Here is a 15,697-nt window from a genome sequence, read left to right on the forward strand (position 1 = left end):
CTCCATGACAACGAGACCCCTCGCCGGCCGTGACGCCACCCAGCGACTCGCCTTCCGCGTCGCGGCGATGCTGCTCGGCATCGGCACCCTGCACTTCGTGGCGCCCAAACCGTTCGACTCGATCATCCCCGTCGAACTGCCCGGCAGCCCGCGGCTGTACACCTACGGGTCGGGAGTGGCCGAGCTGGCGATCGGGGCGCTGCTGGTGCCGCGACGCACCCGGCGAACCGCCGCGCTGGCCGCCGTCGCCCTGTTCGTCGGGGTCTTCCCGGGCAACGTCAACATGGTCCGGTTGTGGTGGGACAAGCCGTGGGCGATGCGGATCGTGGCCCTGGCCCGGCTGCCGCTGCAGATTCCCATGATCACCACCGCGCTCAGGATCCGGCGCGAGAGCTGACGCGCGCGTCGCGGCATCACCGCTTGTTGACCACGGCCGTCACGTAGGGAGCTTTGGCGCCGCCCGGGGAGGATGACCGCAAATGCCCACCTCCGAGCGACAACCGCGCGGGGTGGTCCGGTGTTGGGGCGGTGTCCCGCCGCTCCCGCTCGGATTGTCGCTCGGAGGTGGGCATTTCGTCTGTCGCCCGGCGGAGGGACGCGTGTTGCGCCTGTGACCACTGCGCCACGAAGCCGGCGCGACGGCCAAAGATCAGGTCAGGGGCGAGCCGACCCGGTGCGCGGTCCCGTCGGGATCGACATAGGCGAACTCCCGCAATCCGTAGGGCGTGTCCTGCGGCGCGATCAAGCGGCCCTCGAGATTCTCCAGCGCGGACCACTCGGCGTGCAGCGCGTCGGCGTCGCTGACGTAGAAGTACACGCTCGCGGCGGTGCGCAACGGGTCGTGTTCGTCCCACTCGGTGAGGTGCAGCGACACCGACCCGCGGTCGACGAAGCCGTAGCGGTCCGGGCCGTCGTATGCGCGGGCGTCGAACCCGAGCCGCCGGTAGCGGTCCAGGGCGACATCGAGATTCCGAACGGGGACGATCGGCGCGACGGACGCGAAGTTCACTGCGGACACCCCGCGAAGATAGCGCTTCGCGCCGAACCGGCGCGCCGCGGCCAGCGCTGTCGTATGCTCCACCGCAAACGACCCCTGAGGAGTCGGCTCAAGCAGGAAGGGCACCCACCATGCGCCAGCTAACTGCCGCCGTCGCCGTCGCCGGGCTACTGGTCGCCGGGTGCGGTGACAGCAGCGCAGGCGACACCGCGGCGTCGTCGAGCACGACCACCACGGCGTCGCCCAAGACTCCCCTCGCGAAGGCCGCGCTGCCCGACCTGATGCTCAGCCCCGACGACATCGACAGCGCGCTGGGCACCCGGGGAACGACGAGCGACCCGCCGTTCACCAACCTCGGCGAGGACCCGGTGCACCGCACCGACTACACCTTTCCGCCCGAATGCAAGTACACGATCCATGCCGGGTTGGTGTCCGAATACGCCGACAGCGGAAGCACCGGCGTGTACGGCTACCACGACATTGCACCGACGCCTCCCCGCGGCAACCAATTGGAAAGCCCCGACGTCTACCAGTTCGTGGTGTTGTATCCCTCCCCCGAGCAGGCGAACGCCTTCTTCTCCACGTCATCTCAGCGCTGGCCCGCCTGCGCCAACCGCCAGGACACCGTCCCCGCCGACGGCACCCACCCCGAGCTTCAGTGGAAGGTGGGGCAGGTGTCCAACGCCAATGGGGTGCTGAGCACGTCGGTGATCGTGACCGTCAACGGGGACGGCACGAACGTCACGATGCCCTGTCAGCGGGCGCTGACCGCCCGCCGCAACGTCGTCATCGACGTCGACGTGTGCCGCAAGGATGTCGGGGACCTCGGCGTCAACATCGCCAATCAGATCGCCGCGAAGGTCGACAAACAGTAGCGGATTCCGCTGCTCGGCGGCCCCGATAGCCTTCCGCCGTAACGCTATTGGCGGTGCCGTATCCGCCGCGCCACCTCGCCGTAGCGCTCGAAGCGGTCCTGGTCGGCCACGGAGTTGTACATCACCAAACGCGTTGCCATGCCGGCGTATTTGTCGGTCAACGCGTCGGCCAGGCCGTCCCAGCTGGACTCGGTGGCGAAGACGGCGATGTGGTCGTCGCTGACCTGGGCGGCCATGCCGGCGAAGTCTCCGGCCTTTTGTTTCTCCCGGATCCGGGCGGTCGTGCCCTCGAAACCGGCCTCGTCCCAGACGAACGCGTAGTTGGGCGTGCTTCCGTAGAACGCCATGCTGGCGCGCACGACTTCGCGCTGCTTGTCGCGCTCCTCGTCGCTGTCACCGACGATCGTCATGACGGGCACGATGATCGCGAGGTCCGACACCGAACGCCCGGCCTTGGCCGCCCCTTCGGCGACCGTCGGCAGGACGTGGCGGGCCAGGTATCCCGGTTCGCCGATCGGGTGGACGTGCACCCCGTCGGCCACCTCGCCGGCCATCCGCAGCATCCACGGATTCACCGCCGCGATATCGACTTTCGGGTCGGGAGCGCCGATGGGTCCCGGGCTCCACTGCGGGGTGATGAAGTCGAGATCGTAGAAGTCGCCGTGGTGGTCGAGCGTCCCGGAGCGAAAGGCCGCGAAACACGCCTTCACGGCGAGCAGGTAGTCACGCAGCCGCGGCCCGGGCCGTTCGAAGGCCGTGCCGTAGCGCCGCACGACGTGGGTGCGCACCTGAGTTCCCAAACCCAGCCGGAACTTTCCCTCGGTCGCTTCCTGCAGTTCCCACGCCGCGGCGGCGGTGACGAAGGGGCTGCGCGGGAACGCCACCGCGACACCCGTGGACAGCTCGAGATCGGGCGCGGCCTGCGACGCGACCGCAGCGTTCAGGTAGGCGGTGCGGCCCGTCTCGGTGAACAACAAACCGGAGAAGCCGGCGGATTGGGTCCGGCGGGCAAGTTCGCCGATTTGAGCGAGCGGCTGGGGCGTCGTCATCGCGTCGACATGCATGGTGGGAGCCTACGTGGCCGACCGCGCGCGACGATCGTTGATTCAGCGCTTCGTCGGCCGTCGGCTCACCGGGGCGGTAAAGCCTTCGGTGTCATCGAAGAAGGCCCACTGCCCGTCGTCGTTGACCTCCATGCGCCAGCCCAGCTCGGTGTTGCCGCCGACCGAGTGGACGAACCATGCGTGCGCGGCCTCGGCGTTGGCGAAATTCTTCGTCGCGACCACCCGCCCATGCGGGTCGATGACGCGGAACTCAGCCATGGGACCTAATTATCCCCGCCCGCGGCGTTTCAATCCGAAAAACTTCGGCATCCGCCGCCCAAGCCCGGCCTACACCGTGCGGGCCAACCGATCGGCCAGCATCTCGGCAAACCGCGCCGGATCGTCGAGCGCGCCGCCCTCGGCGAGAAGCGCTGTGCCGTAGAGCAATTCGGCGGTCTCAGCGATGGACGGGTCGTCGCTGCGGTCCTGGTGTGCCTGGCGAAGGCCCGTGACCAGCGGGTGGTTCGGATTGAGTTCGAGGATCCGCTTGCCCACCGGGATGTCCTGCCCCGAGGCGCGGTAGAGGCGAGCGAGCGCGGGCGTGATCCCGAACGCGTCGGTGATCAGGCAGGCGGGCGAGTCGGTGAGCCGAGTGGAGAGCCGAACCTCCTTGACGTGATCGGCGAGGGTGTCCTTCATCCAGGCGAGCAAATCGGCGAATTCCTTCTGCTGCTCTTCGCGCTCGGCCTCGCTCTCGTCGCCCTCGGCGCTCAGGTCCACCTCGCCCTTGGCGATCGACTGCAGCGGCTTGCCGTCGAATTCGGTCACCGTTCCCACCCAGACCTCGTCGACCGGGTCGGTGAGCAGCAGCACCTCGTAGCCCTTGGCTTTGAACGCCTCGAGGTGCGGCGACTTCAGGATCTGCTGACGCGTCTCCCCCGTGGCGTAGAAGATCTGCGTCTGGCCGTCCTTCATGCGCTCCACGTACTGGGCGAGCGTGGTGGCTTCCTCCTCGCTGTGCGTCGAGGCGAACGAGGAGATCTGCAGCAGCGTCTCCTGGTTGTCGAAGTCCGACAGCAGACCTTCCTTGACGACCCGGCCGAATTGGGTCCAGAAGGTCCGATAGTCGTCGGGGCGCTCGGACTGCAGATCCTTGATGGTGGACAGGACCTTCTTCGTCAACCGTCGCCGGATGGCTTTGATCTGCCGATCCTGTTGCAGGATCTCGCGAGAAACGTTGAGCGACATGTCCTGCGCGTCGACCACACCCTTGACGAAGCGCAGGTATTCGGGCATGAGCTGATCGCAGTCGCCCATGATGAACACGCGCTTGACGTAGAGCTGGATGCCGGTCTGGGCGTCGCGGTTGAACAGATCGAACGGCGCGTGCGACGGAATGAACAGCAGCGCCTGGTATTCGAAGGTGCCCTCGGCCTTCATCGCGATGACCTCGAGCGGGTCGTCCCAGGCGTGCGCGATGTGCTTGTAGAACTCCTTGTATTCCTCCTCGGAGACCTCGTCTTTGGGCCTGGCCCACAGGGCCTTCATCGAGTTGAGGGTCTCGGTCTCGATGGTGACGGTCTCCTCGCCGCCCTCCTCGCTGGCCGGTTCCCGGCGCTCGACCTGCATGCGGATGGGCCAGGCGATGAAGTCGGAGTACTTCTTGACCAGACCCCGGAGCTTGAACTCCGAGGTGTAGTCGTGCAGCTCGTCCTCGGCGTCTTCGGGCTTGAGGTGCAGGATGACCGACGTCCCCTGCGGCGCATCGTCGATCGATTCGATCGTGTACGTGCCCTCGCCGCTCGATTCCCATTTGGTGGCGTCGCTCTCGCCGGCCTTACGGGTCAGCAGCTCGACCTTGTCGGCCACCATGAAGCTCGAATAGAAGCCGATGCCGAACTGGCCGATGAGTTCCTCCGACGCGGCCTCGTTCTTGGCGTTCTTGGCCTCGCGGAGTTGCTGGCGCAGCTCGGCGGTGCCCGACTTGGCCAGCGTCCCGATCAGGTCGACCACTTCGGCACGGGTCATGCCGATGCCGTTGTCGCGGATGGTCAGGGTGCGCGCCTGGTGGTCGACGTCGATCTCGATGTGCAGGTCGGAGGTGTCGACGTCGAGGTCCTTGTTGCGGAACGCTTCGAGCCGCAGCTTGTCCAACGCGTCGGAGGCGTTGGAGATCAGCTCCCGCAGGAACGAGTCCTTGTTGGAGTAGACGGAGTGGACCATCAGATCCAGCAGTTGCCGAGCCTCTGCCTGAAACTCCAACTGCTCGACGCGCGCGTTCATGACTTCTCCTATATCTCCTTCCCAGGGCCGGACGGTCTCAAATTTACCGAGCCGCCGGCCGTCGGCGTGTGGTGACCATCCTCTTCGGGGACGACCGGCTCTACGCTGAACCCATGTCTGTTGCTCAACGCGAACGCGCCGCCCTGGTGGACACCATGCGCGACGTCGGTCCGGACGCGCCCACCCTGTGCGAGGGCTGGACGACGCGGGACCTGGCCGCCCACCTGGTGATCCGGGAGTATCGGCCCGACGCCGCCCCGGGCATCCTGATCCCGTTCTTCGCCTCCCACACCGCCAAGGTGCAAAACCAGGTGAGCGAGCGAAACGAGTGGGACGAGCTGGTCGGCAAGGTCGCCGCCGGCCCGCCGGTCTACTCCCCGCTCAAGCTGCTCGACCCGGTCGCCAACGTCGCCGAGATGTTCATCCATCACGAGGACGTGCGCCGCGCGCAGCCGGGCTGGCAGCCGCGCGCGATGGAGCCCGCGCTGAGCACGATGCTGCGTCGCACCCTGCCGCTGATGGCCCGGATGACGCTCGCCAAGGTGCCCGCCCGGGTGGCGCTGCGCACCCCGGAGGGCAAGACGTTGCTCACCGCCGGTCAGGGTCCGGCGGTCACGGTGACCGGCGCGCCCGCCGAGCTGTTGCTGTTCTCCGTCGGGCGCGCGGCGCAGGTCGAGTTCGACGGCGACGCCGCGGCGGTGCAGGCGGTTCGCGACGCGCCCAAGGGGTTATAGCATCGCGCCGCGGGCGTAACGCCACGGCGAAAAATTCAGCGGAATCTCGCCGTGGCGTTACACGTGCGCGAATAGGGAAGGTCACCCAAACGCCGCGCGCAGGTCCTTTTTGATCACCTTGCCGAATTGATTGCGCGGGAGCGCGTCGACGACCACGAGATGTTCGGGGTGCTTGTAACGGCTCAGCCCCCGCGATTGGCAGTGTTGCACAAGGGATTCCAGCGTCACACCGTCGGCGGTGGCGGGCACCACGACGGCGCAGACGCGTTCGCCGGTGCGCGGGTCGGGGATCCCGATGACGGCGACGTCGGCGACGGCGGGATGGGTCGCGATCGCATTTTCGATCTCGAGGGCGGAGATGTTCTCCGCGTTGCGGATGATCGCGTCTTTGGTGCGACCCGTGACGCGGACGTTGCCGCCCGCATCGATCAGGCCGAGATCGCCCGTGCGCAGCCACCCGTCGTTGTCGAAAGCCTCGGCGTCCAGCGAAGGATCGGCGTAACCGAGGAAACATTGGGGGCCCTTGAGTCGCAGCTCCCCCTCCTGGCCGGCGCCCAGTTCGACCTCGTGGCTGTCGACCACGCGGACCTTGACCCCGGGCACCGGCGGGCCGACGGTGTGGTCGAGCACCTCCGGCGGGGCGGTCGGGGGAGGCGAAGTCGCACACGGAAACTCGGTCATCCCCCACGCGTTGGCGATCCCGGCGATGCCGAAGGTCTCCCGTACCTGCCGTCCGAGTTCAGCGGTGATGGGCGCGCCTCCCGCCAGGCCACCCCGCACGGACGGAAACAACGGCCGATCACCGTGGGCGCGTTGGGCTTCCAGGAACGCCACGAAGAACGGGGTGGCGGTGCCCAGGAACGTCGGGTTGTGGGCGGCGATGGCCAGCGGCGTCGTCGCGGGGTCGAACGACGCGAACAGCGCCAGCCGCATGCCGGTCAGCAGGGCCGTCGCCAGCATCGCCGCCCCGCCGATGTGAGCGATCGGGAAGGCGATGGGGTCCACGTCGCTGCTCGTGGCCCCGACCATGCCCACCACCCCCGCCGAGCCGGCGATGACCGAGGTATCGGTGTGGCGGATCCCTTTGGGGTCCGCGGTGGTCCCGGAGGAGTAGTAGACCCAGCGGGCGTCGTCGGCCGATCGTGGGGGCGCGGGCAGGGAGCCGTGGTGGGCGCCGGGCAGCCGCAGCTCGCCGGACGGAGGCGTTTCCAGGTCGAGGGTGATGACCTCAAAACCCTTGTCCCGCGCCAGGTCGCGGGCCAGGCCGCCATGGTCGAAGCCGCGCCAAACGTCCGGTGCCACAAGGAATTCGGTGTTCAACTGGCCGGTGATGAAGCCGACTTCGCTCTCGCGCAGCAACGGGATGATCGGGTTTTGCACCGCACCCAGCCGGGCCAGCGCGGACATCACCACCAGGGTTTCCAGCGTGGTGGGCAGCTGCCAGGACACCACGGTTCCCGCGCGGACACCCCGTTCGGCGAAGGCGGCGGCGGTGGCGCACGCGGCGTCGTGGAGCTGGCGTGCGGTCAGGCAGCGACCGTGCTCGTCGGCGAGAAGCGGCCGGTTCGATCCACGTTGCGCCGCATCGGCAATCAACGCCCAGAACGTGCCGGCGCCAGCCAACGTCAGCGCACCGTCGGGTCGGTGGAGGGCGGGCGAAATCCCGAGTGCGCGACGGCGACCGACACACCGGTGCCGATCGGGCCCTTCTCGTCGACGAGTACCGCGGAGCCGCTGGCCACCCCATCGTGGCTGTGATGCGTGAGGGAGGCCAGCCCGATGTGCGGTCCCTCGGGCAGCCGGGTCAGCGTCAGCGTGTAGTCGACGTTGATGAATTCCAGGGAGTTGGTGCCCCAGTTGGCGATCGAGGCCGTGATGTCGCCCGCCATCGCGGCGCGGGTGAAGGCGGACAGCGGTTCGTCGTCGATCAACGGGCGGTTCTCGTGCAACCAGGTGTATTTCGGGCCGTCGGTCTGGGGCCAATCCGGCTCGGGGTTCTGCACCTCCGAGCCCCAGCCGTAGGTGCGCATGAAAAGCGTCGGGCAAGTCTCACCCAGCGGCATCGGCGGCATCTGTACCGGCGGTGACCAGATGTGTCCGTCGGGCTGGGGACCGCGCCGCACGAACAGCGCGCTGGCCTGTGCCACGGGGGCGCCGTCCTGGATTATGACGGCCTCGACCAGCCGCAAACGCCGCCGGTCCTGGCGCACCTCGGTGTGCACCTCGAGCGGTTTGAGCGCCGTCGGCCGGGGCAGGTCGACGGTGAGCCGCGCGGGTTGCAGGTGCGCGTCCGGCGCGGCCCGCTCGACCGCCCACGCCAAGAGTCCGCCGACGACGTGGCCGCTGAGCGATGGGCCCCAGCCGCCGCGCGCGATTTGTGTTGGTACGAAATGTTTTTCGTCGCGCACGAAATACGGCGCCGGTTCCGCCCATTGGGCTTCATCCGGAACGAAACTGGGCTCGGCCACTGCATGACCCTTCGCGTGAGGGGATCGCGGAACCCTGCTGAGATCCGCAACCGTGAATGTTACAGTTGCGCTTCCAGTCGCTGGATGCGCACCGTGCCGGTCAGTCGATGGCGGCGCCCACCAGGTGACCGATCACGTAGGTGACCGTCAGTGCGAGGCTGCCCCCGATGGCGTTGCGCAGCACCGCGCGAAGCTTCGGCGCCCCGCCCAGGCCGGCCGAGACCGCTCCGGTGACCACCAGCGCCATCAGCACCGCCACCATGGTGACGGGGATCCGCCACGTGGTCGGCGGGGCCAGAATGGCGATCAACGGCAGCAGGGCGCCGATCGCGAAGGACAGGGCCGACGACGATGCCGCCTGCCACGGATTCGTCAGCTCCTCGGGATTGATGCCGAGTTCGACCTCGGCATGGGCCAGCAACGGATTCTGATCGGTGAGTTCCTCTGCCACGGTGCGCGCGGTGGCGGCCGTCAGGCCTTTCGCTTCATAGAGTTCGGCGAGCTCGTCCAGTTCGGCGGCCGGATCGTCGCGCAATTCGCGACGCTCCTGGCGCAGCAACGCCCTTTCCGTGTCGCGTTGGGTGCTGACGGATACGTATTCGCCGAGCGCCATCGACACCGCTCCGGCGACCAGCGCGGCGCTTCCGGCGGTCAAGATCGGCGCTCGCAGGGTCGTGGCCGCCGCAACCCCGACGACGATGCCCGCGGTCGAGACGATCCCGTCGTTGGCGCCCAGCACGCCCGCGCGCAGCCAATTCAGCTTCGAGGACACCGATCCGACATGCGGTTCGGCCGGATGTGACGTAGTCGACACGGCGGCAACGATATAGAGGAAAACCCTGGCCGACTAGCCAACCTAGCCTTGCCAAACCGGTGCGTTTCGATGCCCCGCCCAAGCATTGCATGGGCCAGACACAGCTGGTCCATAGGAAAGCTATCTAGCGTCTGGGTTGTGTCGGGGGGAGGTTCCGAACACATCCCTAGTTGAAGAAGTCCCTAGTGGATAGGTGAAGCACCATGAAGTTGAAGCAGCTTGTCGGAGGGGTGACCGTCGCCGGCGCGCTCAGCGCCGCGGCCCTGGGAATGGGCGCCGGGTTTGCCAACGCCGCGCCGGGCGGTCCGCCGCCCGGTCCCGGTGGTCATGGCGCACCGCAACCCGCGGGCTTCCACGTCCCCACCGGGCCCAACGATCCCGGCGGACCCGGTGGTCCTGGCGGTCCTGGTGGTCCTGGTGGCCCGCCCGGGGGCCCGGGTGGACCCGGTCATCCCGGTGGGCCTGGCGGGCCGGGTGGACCCGGCGGTCCCGGTCCCGATCACCCGGGCGGTCCGGGCGGTCCGGGTGGTCCGGGCGGCCCCGGTCCCGATCACCCGGGTGGACCCGGTGGCCCGGGTGGCGCGTGGCACGGCGATGACCAGCGCGGCTACTTCCACGGCGCCCCGTGGGGCGACGGGCCCGGCCCGTGGGGCCCGGGCGCGCCGCCGCGGCCGGCGTGGGATCGACCGCTCCCCCCGCCCGGCGGTCACTGGGTTTACGGCCCGATCGACTACTGGGGCTACCAGGAAACCCCGTACTGGAACCCCCGTTTCAACCAGTGGGGATTCGACTTCTTCGGGGTCTGGATTCCGCTGTAAAGATCGCTGAACGCGATGCCCGCCTCGCCGATCGGTGAGGCGGGCATCGTCGTTTAATGCATTGGCGGCGAATGCTTTCCGCGGTTCGACGCGGGTTTCAGCGTTTGGTGCCGACGGTCAACAGGTCGGACACGAGGCGGGTCCAGACCGGCCGCGGGATCCGGTGCTGATCGCTGATCACGAACCCGGCGTCTTCGAACAGCGCCCGCATCTCGGGCGCCGACGTGTTGTGTTGCGGCTTCCACCGGTTCTGCGCGGAAGACTGCAGCCGCGGTTGCCGCGTGCTCAGGGCCGACACGGCCACCAGGCCGCCGGGCGCGAGCACGCGATGGAATTCGCGCAGCGCCGCGGGCTGATCGAAGAAGTGGAACGCCGAGGTCGTCACGACCGCGTCGAGCGCACCGTCGTCGAAGGGAAGCTGTTCGGCCGGGCCGCGCAACCACTGCACCCGGTCCGATTTGGCCCGGGCCTGGTTGAGCATGCCGTCGGACATGTCGACGCCATAGATCACGTCGGGATTCAGTTCGCGCTGGATCCGGTCACTGAGAATACCTGTGCCGCAGGCGATATCAGCGATCTTTCGCGCTCCGTGGTTGCGCAGCTGCGCGATCACCTCATTGTGCGGCGGCCGGTATACCCACTGTTGCAGGAACGGCAGGTCGTAGGCCGGCGCGAGGAAGGTCCACATCCGGGTGACGGCTTCGTTGAGCCCGCGACGCTGCGGGGCGGTCACTTGGCCAGCACCGAGCTGAAGTAGACGGTGTCGGCCACCGAGACCGAGTCGTTGGTCTGCGGGATCGAGTCCAGGCCGAAGTCCGCAAGCAGCTGACTCATCTGGACGCCGACCGAGCGCCAGCCCAGGTTGTCGAGGTACGCGGCGACGTCGCTGCGCTCGCCCTGGTAGCCGAGATCGCCGAATTCCAGGTCGAAGCCGTGTTCACGCCATTTCGCGGTGGCCCTGCGCATCATTTCGTGAGCCTTCTCGGTGTCTACCTCGGACATGTCCGGAATAGCTTCGCACGCCAGCCGGCTGCCGTCGGCGCTGAGTGCGGTGATGTTGTCCAGCAGGCGGTCCTGCGCTTCGGGCGGCAGATAACCGAAGAGTCCTTCCGCGATCCATGCCGTGGGCAGGCTCTTGTCGAATCCCGCGTCCGCCAGGGCTTTTGGCCAGTCGTTGCGCAGATCGACGGGGACCGTGCGCAGCTCGGCCTGCGGGGCGGCGCCCAGCTCTGCCAGGGTGGCGGCCTTGAATTCGATCACCTGCGGCTGATCGATCTCGAACACCGTCATGTCGGCAGGCCAGGCCAACCGGTAGGCGCGTGCGTCCAGGCCGGACGCCAAAATCACCGCCTGCCGGATCCCGGCCTGCGTCGCGGCCTGGAAGAACGAGTCGAAGAAGCGGGTCCGGGCGGCCATCGCGACGGGCATGTGTTCGAGCTTCCAGCCGGATTCGTGGTCGTCGACATCGGCGGCGGCCAGGTCGCCGGAGACCCAGCGCGTGAAGAAGTCCACGCCGACGGCACGAACCAGGGGCTCGGCGAATCGGTCCTCGATCAGCGGGTTGTCGGCGTTGGTCGCGATCGCCCGGGCGGCCGCCACCATCGTGGCGGTCGCGCCCACACTGGTCGCGAGGTCCCAGGTGTCGTTGTCTGTGCGTGGCATGCGGCTGTTGTCCCCCTCGGAATCGGATTACTTAGCCGGTATAACGACCGGCGGGCGGGTGGAGTTCCCGCGCGCCGACCATCCGGCGATGTCGCCGATTCCAGGCGGGCGTTGCCGCAGCTAAGCGGGCCTTTTAGTGCGCTCCCAGGTGGCCGGGCGCCCCGGGTCCACCGGGGCCTCCGGGCCCGCCCGGTCCTCCGGGCCCACCAGGACCGCCGGGCCCGCCCGGTCCACCGGGCCCGCCCGGGCCTCCCGGGCCATTTGCGGCCGGAAGCAAGAACACGCACTCATTCAGCTCGATGCTCCAGCCCCAGCCCGGGGCGCATTCACCGTCGGCGCGGGCGATCGCCGACGTCCCGAGCACCGTCACCGGCAACCCCGCCAGCGCGAGGGCGAACACGCCGATCAGGGAGCGCCGCAGATACCGTCTCATCGCCGACCTCACTTCGTCCTTGGGGCAGGGCGCGCGGCGTTGGCCGTCGCATCAGGCCGGACCCGCGCACATCATTGTGCGGCAATCGACGCGTTAGCGTGCCGAATCGGCGGACCTGAATGTTGTTGGCGGCTCGCGCCTTCAGTCGGTCATCAATTCGAAGACCGGGATGACGCGATCGGTGCGTTGCTGGTATTCGCCGAAGCCGGGAGCGCGCTCGACGATGACGGGATAGATCAAATCCCTTTCCTCGCGCGGCAATTCGCGCGCGGTCACCGACTTGGGAGCGTCGGAGCCGATCTCGACGGTCACGTCGGGGACGGCGCGGATGTTGTGCACCCACGCGGGATGGTTGTCCCGGCCCGCCGCCGAGCCGACGATATAGATTTTGCCGTCGATGTCGAAGTAGGCGACTGGGTTGACGCGTTGGGCGCCGCTGCGCGCACCCTCTGACGTCAGCAACAACAGCGGGAAGCCCTCGAACTGTCCGCCGACCTTGCCACCATTGCGGCGAAACTCTTCGATGTTGTGCTCGTTGAAGTCCCGTTCCGAGCTCAGCGCGTCCTCACCCATTGCGCCATCGTGGCACGCAGGAGGCACATGGGCCAGCCATAACAGGTTATATGTTGCGCCGCAAGGATATTCAACACCGAGAAAGTGTTAGCGCTTCTCGGTCGGCGGCGCGGTGACGATGGCGGTGAGCTCGGTCAGGCCGCTGACCTTGAGGACGGGCATCAGGATCGGGTGCGCGACCAGCTCAATGCGGTCGGCGTGGGCGGCCAGGGCATTGATGGCGGCGCTGTCGAGGTACTCCACGGCGCTGAGATCGACAAGCACCGCCCCGTCGCTGCCGGTGGCGGCGGTGGACAGGGCCAGGGTGAAGGCGTCGACATTGGTCAGGTCGATTTCCCCCGATGCGACCAGCACGAGTTTCCCGTCGCGCCCGCGCGCGGTGTCGAGCGTGAGCGGCGTGGTCATCAGGTGATCCGCGCCGATAGGTGAACGGTGGTTCCGTCGTGCGCCGGTCGGATGTCGACGTCGTGCATCAGGCTTCGCATCAGCGGGATGCCCCGGCCGCGACGATGATGGGAGGCCGGCTGCGGAGCCTTCCACGAACCGGTGTCCGTGATCGTCAACTTCACCTCATCGCCCACCGCGACCGCGCCGAGCCGAATGAGGCCCTCCGGTCTGTGCCGGTGGCCGTGCTCGATCGCGTTGGCGACCGCTTCCCCGGCGGCAACCAGCACGTTCAAGGCCTCCTCGGGGCCCACCCGGACGCGGGCCAACCACTTACGCAAGGCGTTGCGGGTGGGCGCGAGCTGGCTGACATCGGCGGGGAAGTTCAGCTCCAACGGCGCCGGATGACGGTAGAGCAACAGGACGACGTCGTCCTGGTACCCGCCCGGCGGCGCGACGCGGGTCATGACCTGGTTGGCCAGATCTTCCAGTCCCAGCGTTCGGGCGTCCTGCGCGACGTCGGCGACGCGAAAGATGCCCCGATCCAGTGGACTGCGGCGACGCTCGACCAGCCCGTCGGTGTAGAGCAGCAGGGTCGTGCGCGCCGGTATGGTCACGCGGGCCTCCGGGCGCGACCAGTCCCCCCGTATTCCCAAAGCAATGGTGTGGCCGTCGTCGAGCAATTGGGTGCTGCCGTCGCCGTGCACCAGGATGGGCGGCGGGTGCCCGGCGCTGGAGTAGACCAGTTCACCGGTGTCGGGGGTCAGGACCGCGCACACCGCGGTGGTGCATTGCGCGCCGGGTAGCCGCGCGGCGAAGCGATCCAACCCCGCGAGAGCTGCAGCGGGGCTTGGGTTTTCGAACAATAGCGCACGACAGGCGCTGCGCACCTGACCCATCACCGCGGCAGCGGCGAGGCCATGGCCGACGCAGTCGCCGACAACCAACGCGATGCGCCCGTCCTCGAGGTCGACGATGTCGTACCAATCGCCGCCCACTTGCAACGGCCTTGTGGCGGCCTGATAGCGCACCGCGAATCCGCTGGGCAGATCGGCCGGGCCGAGGATCGCGTGCTGCAGGGCCAGAGCGGTTTCGCGCTGCTGGTCGACTTGGTGCACCCGCTGCAGACCCTGGCCGAGGCGGCCGGCCAGCACGGTGAGCAAGGTCTGGTCCTCCAGGGTGAACGGGCGTTGCTCGGCCAGGTCGATCCAGACGACGAGCACGCCCTCGGGGTGCTGCAGCGCGATGCCCGCCGTCCCCGGCTGCGTCGTCGTCGGGGTGAGTAAGTCGCCGTCCCGCAACGAGCTGAGCGCCCCTTGGGTGTCGGACGGCAGGTCGGCCCACTGCGCGGGCTCACCCACCGACACCACCTGCGGCGCGCCGAAGGCCGTCTCCGTAGACGAGCCGTACGCCGGAAAGGTGACGGCCAGGACCCGGCGCGCCCGCCACAGCCGGCGCAGTTCTTCGGCGGCGGTGTGGACCGCTTCCTCGACCGTATCGGCTTGGGCCAGTTCCTGATTGAGCGCGTGTTCGCGGCCCGCCGCCAGCGCCAACGCGATCGCGGCGTGCCGGGCGAAGTCGCTGACGAGGTCGAGGTAGTCGTTGCCGAACGGGGGCTGGCGCGGGTCGCGCGCGACGGCGATGACACCGAGCACCGCGCCGTCCGCGATGAGCGGGATGACTATCGCCGGGCGTTCACCGACATCGGTGAAGCCCTCGATCGGGTATTGGAAGGAATCGGTGATCAGCGGCAGACCGCGTCGCGCCACACCGCCCGTGGTCGAGCCCTCCATCGGGACCTGCCGACCGATCACTTCCGACGAATAGCGGCCCGCCGTTGCGGCCACCACCAGCGTGTCGGCCTCGTCGGCGACCGAGTCCGGCTCCCGGGGCACCAGCAAGATCGCCTGCTCGGCGCCGGCCAACTCCAGCGCCCGGTTCACGATGAGCTGCAGCGGCCCCGTCTGCGGGTCGCCGGACAGCAGCGCGGTCGTGATCTCACGACTGGCCGTCGTCCATTTCGCCGTTTCACGCTCGCGCTCGAAAAGTCGTGCGTTGTCGATGGCGGCGGCGGCCGCCGTGGCCATCGCTCGTACGGCACCCTCTTGCGAGTCGGTGAAGACGCGCCCGGGCCGGTCGTCGGCCAGGTAGAGGTTGCCGAAGTTGGCCGCCCGCACGGTGATCGGGATTCCCAGAAACGCCCGCAACGGTGGGTCCTGTGCGGGCAGCCCGGCGGTCTGCGGATCGGCGCTCAGATCGTCGACGCGCAGCCCGTCGCCGACCGGAAGGTCGCCGAGCCGTCGCGCTGCGTCGCCGTCGATGCCCGCGTGCACGAAGGACACGAGGCTGCCGTCGGGGGCGCGGATGCCCAGGGCGGCGTAGCGGGCGCCGGTCAGCTCCATCGCCGCTTTGAGGACCCGGTGCAGCGTCACGTCCAGGTCCAGATCGGAGCCCAGTTCGACGATGACCTGCACCAGTTGTTCCATCTGGTCGCGCGCCGCCACCAGCTCATCGAGCTGGTCGTGCATCTGGCCCACCAGTTCGCGCCGGCCCTGCCAGGTGAAGGCGGAGTCACTCCGGTCGCTGTCCATAGGCACCAAGGTAGTGCGTGGG

The 15,697-nt window shown here is 68.4% G+C and carries 17 protein-coding genes; 4 read left to right on the forward strand and 13 right to left on the reverse strand.

The window, feature by feature from the left end; genetic code table 11:
- Positions 1 to 4: 4 nt before the first annotated feature.
- On the forward strand, positions 5 to 397 hold the full coding sequence (locus QGN31_RS16255; protein ID WP_008255727.1) for a DoxX family protein: 393 nt from the start codon (positions 5 to 7) through the stop codon (positions 395 to 397).
- A 252-nt stretch (positions 398 to 649) separates the two neighbouring features.
- Here QGN31_RS16255 and QGN31_RS16260 read toward each other — a convergent pair whose 3' ends face one another.
- Positions 650 to 1,009 carry a bleomycin resistance protein gene (locus QGN31_RS16260; protein ID WP_014711398.1) on the reverse strand — a complete coding sequence of 120 codons (360 nt, stop codon included), beginning with the start codon at positions 1,007 to 1,009 and terminating at the stop codon, positions 650 to 652.
- A gap of 119 nt (positions 1,010 to 1,128) precedes the next feature.
- On the opposite strand from QGN31_RS16260, the gene QGN31_RS16265 reads away from it, so the two are divergent.
- Positions 1,129 to 1,872 carry a sensor domain-containing protein gene (locus tag QGN31_RS16265; RefSeq protein ID WP_014379859.1) on the forward strand — a complete coding sequence of 248 codons (744 nt, stop codon included), beginning with the start codon at positions 1,129 to 1,131 and terminating at the stop codon, positions 1,870 to 1,872.
- Between the two features lie 44 nt (positions 1,873 to 1,916).
- Here the strand turns inward: QGN31_RS16265 and QGN31_RS16270 are convergent, their stop codons facing one another.
- The 3 genes from QGN31_RS16270 to htpG all read right to left on the reverse strand — a co-directional run bounded on the left by QGN31_RS16270 (position 1,917) and on the right by htpG (position 5,198).
- On the reverse strand, positions 1,917 to 2,936 hold the full coding sequence (locus QGN31_RS16270) for a TIGR03617 family F420-dependent LLM class oxidoreductase (RefSeq protein ID WP_014941719.1): 1,020 nt from the start codon (positions 2,934 to 2,936) through the stop codon (positions 1,917 to 1,919).
- Positions 2,937 to 2,978: 42 nt separating this feature from the next.
- A complete protein-coding gene (locus QGN31_RS16275) occupies positions 2,979 to 3,194 on the reverse strand; it encodes a hypothetical protein (protein ID WP_008255723.1) in 216 nt (71 codons plus the stop codon).
- Positions 3,195 to 3,263: 69 nt separating this feature from the next.
- Positions 3,264 to 5,198, reverse strand: coding sequence for a molecular chaperone HtpG (gene htpG / locus QGN31_RS16280; RefSeq protein ID WP_008255722.1), 1,935 nt, complete (start codon positions 5,196 to 5,198; stop codon positions 3,264 to 3,266).
- Between the two features lie 113 nt (positions 5,199 to 5,311).
- On the opposite strand from htpG, the gene QGN31_RS16285 reads away from it, so the two are divergent.
- Positions 5,312 to 5,932, forward strand: coding sequence for a TIGR03085 family metal-binding protein (locus QGN31_RS16285; RefSeq protein ID WP_043955697.1), 621 nt, complete (start codon positions 5,312 to 5,314; stop codon positions 5,930 to 5,932).
- An 81-nt stretch (positions 5,933 to 6,013) separates the two neighbouring features.
- Here QGN31_RS16285 and QGN31_RS16290 read toward each other — a convergent pair whose 3' ends face one another.
- The 3 genes from QGN31_RS16290 to QGN31_RS16300 all read right to left on the reverse strand — a co-directional run bounded on the left by QGN31_RS16290 (position 6,014) and on the right by QGN31_RS16300 (position 9,214).
- Positions 6,014 to 7,555, reverse strand: coding sequence for a class I adenylate-forming enzyme family protein (locus QGN31_RS16290; RefSeq protein WP_014941716.1), 1,542 nt, complete (start codon positions 7,553 to 7,555; stop codon positions 6,014 to 6,016).
- 2 nt (positions 7,556 to 7,557) lie between these two features.
- Positions 7,558 to 8,400, reverse strand: a complete 843-nt coding sequence (locus QGN31_RS16295) for a thioesterase family protein (protein WP_014941715.1) — start codon at positions 8,398 to 8,400, stop codon at positions 7,558 to 7,560.
- Positions 8,401 to 8,500: 100 nt separating this feature from the next.
- Positions 8,501 to 9,214 (reverse strand): VIT1/CCC1 transporter family protein, encoded by a 714-nt coding sequence (locus tag QGN31_RS16300; RefSeq protein WP_008255713.1) that lies wholly within the window; start codon positions 9,212 to 9,214, stop codon positions 8,501 to 8,503.
- 203 nt (positions 9,215 to 9,417) lie between these two features.
- Here QGN31_RS16300 and QGN31_RS16305 point away from each other — a divergent pair, with 203 nt between their 5' ends.
- A complete protein-coding gene (locus QGN31_RS16305) occupies positions 9,418 to 10,032 on the forward strand; it encodes a hypothetical protein (protein ID WP_014941714.1) in 615 nt (204 codons plus the stop codon).
- Between the two features lie 97 nt (positions 10,033 to 10,129).
- On the opposite strand, the gene QGN31_RS16310 is transcribed toward QGN31_RS16305, so the two are convergent.
- The 6 genes from QGN31_RS16310 to QGN31_RS16335 all read right to left on the reverse strand — a co-directional run bounded on the left by QGN31_RS16310 (position 10,130) and on the right by QGN31_RS16335 (position 15,675).
- A complete protein-coding gene (locus QGN31_RS16310; RefSeq protein ID WP_009957746.1) occupies positions 10,130 to 10,765 on the reverse strand; it encodes a class I SAM-dependent methyltransferase in 636 nt (211 codons plus the stop codon).
- Entirely contained in the window at positions 10,762 to 11,694 is a 933-nt protein-coding gene (locus QGN31_RS16315; protein WP_014941713.1) for an SAM-dependent methyltransferase, read from the reverse strand. Before QGN31_RS16315 ends, QGN31_RS16310 begins: the two co-directional genes overlap by 4 nt.
- A 133-nt stretch (positions 11,695 to 11,827) precedes the next feature.
- The gene (locus QGN31_RS16320; protein WP_085978338.1) at positions 11,828 to 12,127 is read right to left on the reverse strand and encodes a hypothetical protein; all 300 of its coding nucleotides are present in this window, start codon (positions 12,125 to 12,127) and stop codon (positions 11,828 to 11,830) included.
- Between the two features lie 141 nt (positions 12,128 to 12,268).
- Complete coding sequence (locus QGN31_RS16325; protein ID WP_014941711.1) at positions 12,269 to 12,700, reverse strand: nitroreductase family deazaflavin-dependent oxidoreductase; 432 nt, start codon at positions 12,698 to 12,700, stop codon at positions 12,269 to 12,271.
- 87 nt (positions 12,701 to 12,787) lie between these two features.
- Positions 12,788 to 13,105, reverse strand: a complete 318-nt coding sequence (locus QGN31_RS16330) for an STAS domain-containing protein (protein WP_014941710.1) — start codon at positions 13,103 to 13,105, stop codon at positions 12,788 to 12,790.
- On the reverse strand, positions 13,105 to 15,675 hold the full coding sequence (locus QGN31_RS16335) for a SpoIIE family protein phosphatase (protein WP_008255701.1): 2,571 nt from the start codon (positions 15,673 to 15,675) through the stop codon (positions 13,105 to 13,107). The genes QGN31_RS16330 and QGN31_RS16335 overlap by 1 nt, the downstream gene beginning before the upstream one ends.
- Positions 15,676 to 15,697 lie beyond the last annotated feature (22 nt).

The organism is Mycobacterium sp. 2-64, assembly GCF_035918375.1.
GTDB classification, from domain to species: Bacteria; Actinomycetota; Actinomycetes; order Mycobacteriales; family Mycobacteriaceae; genus Mycobacterium; species Mycobacterium intracellulare.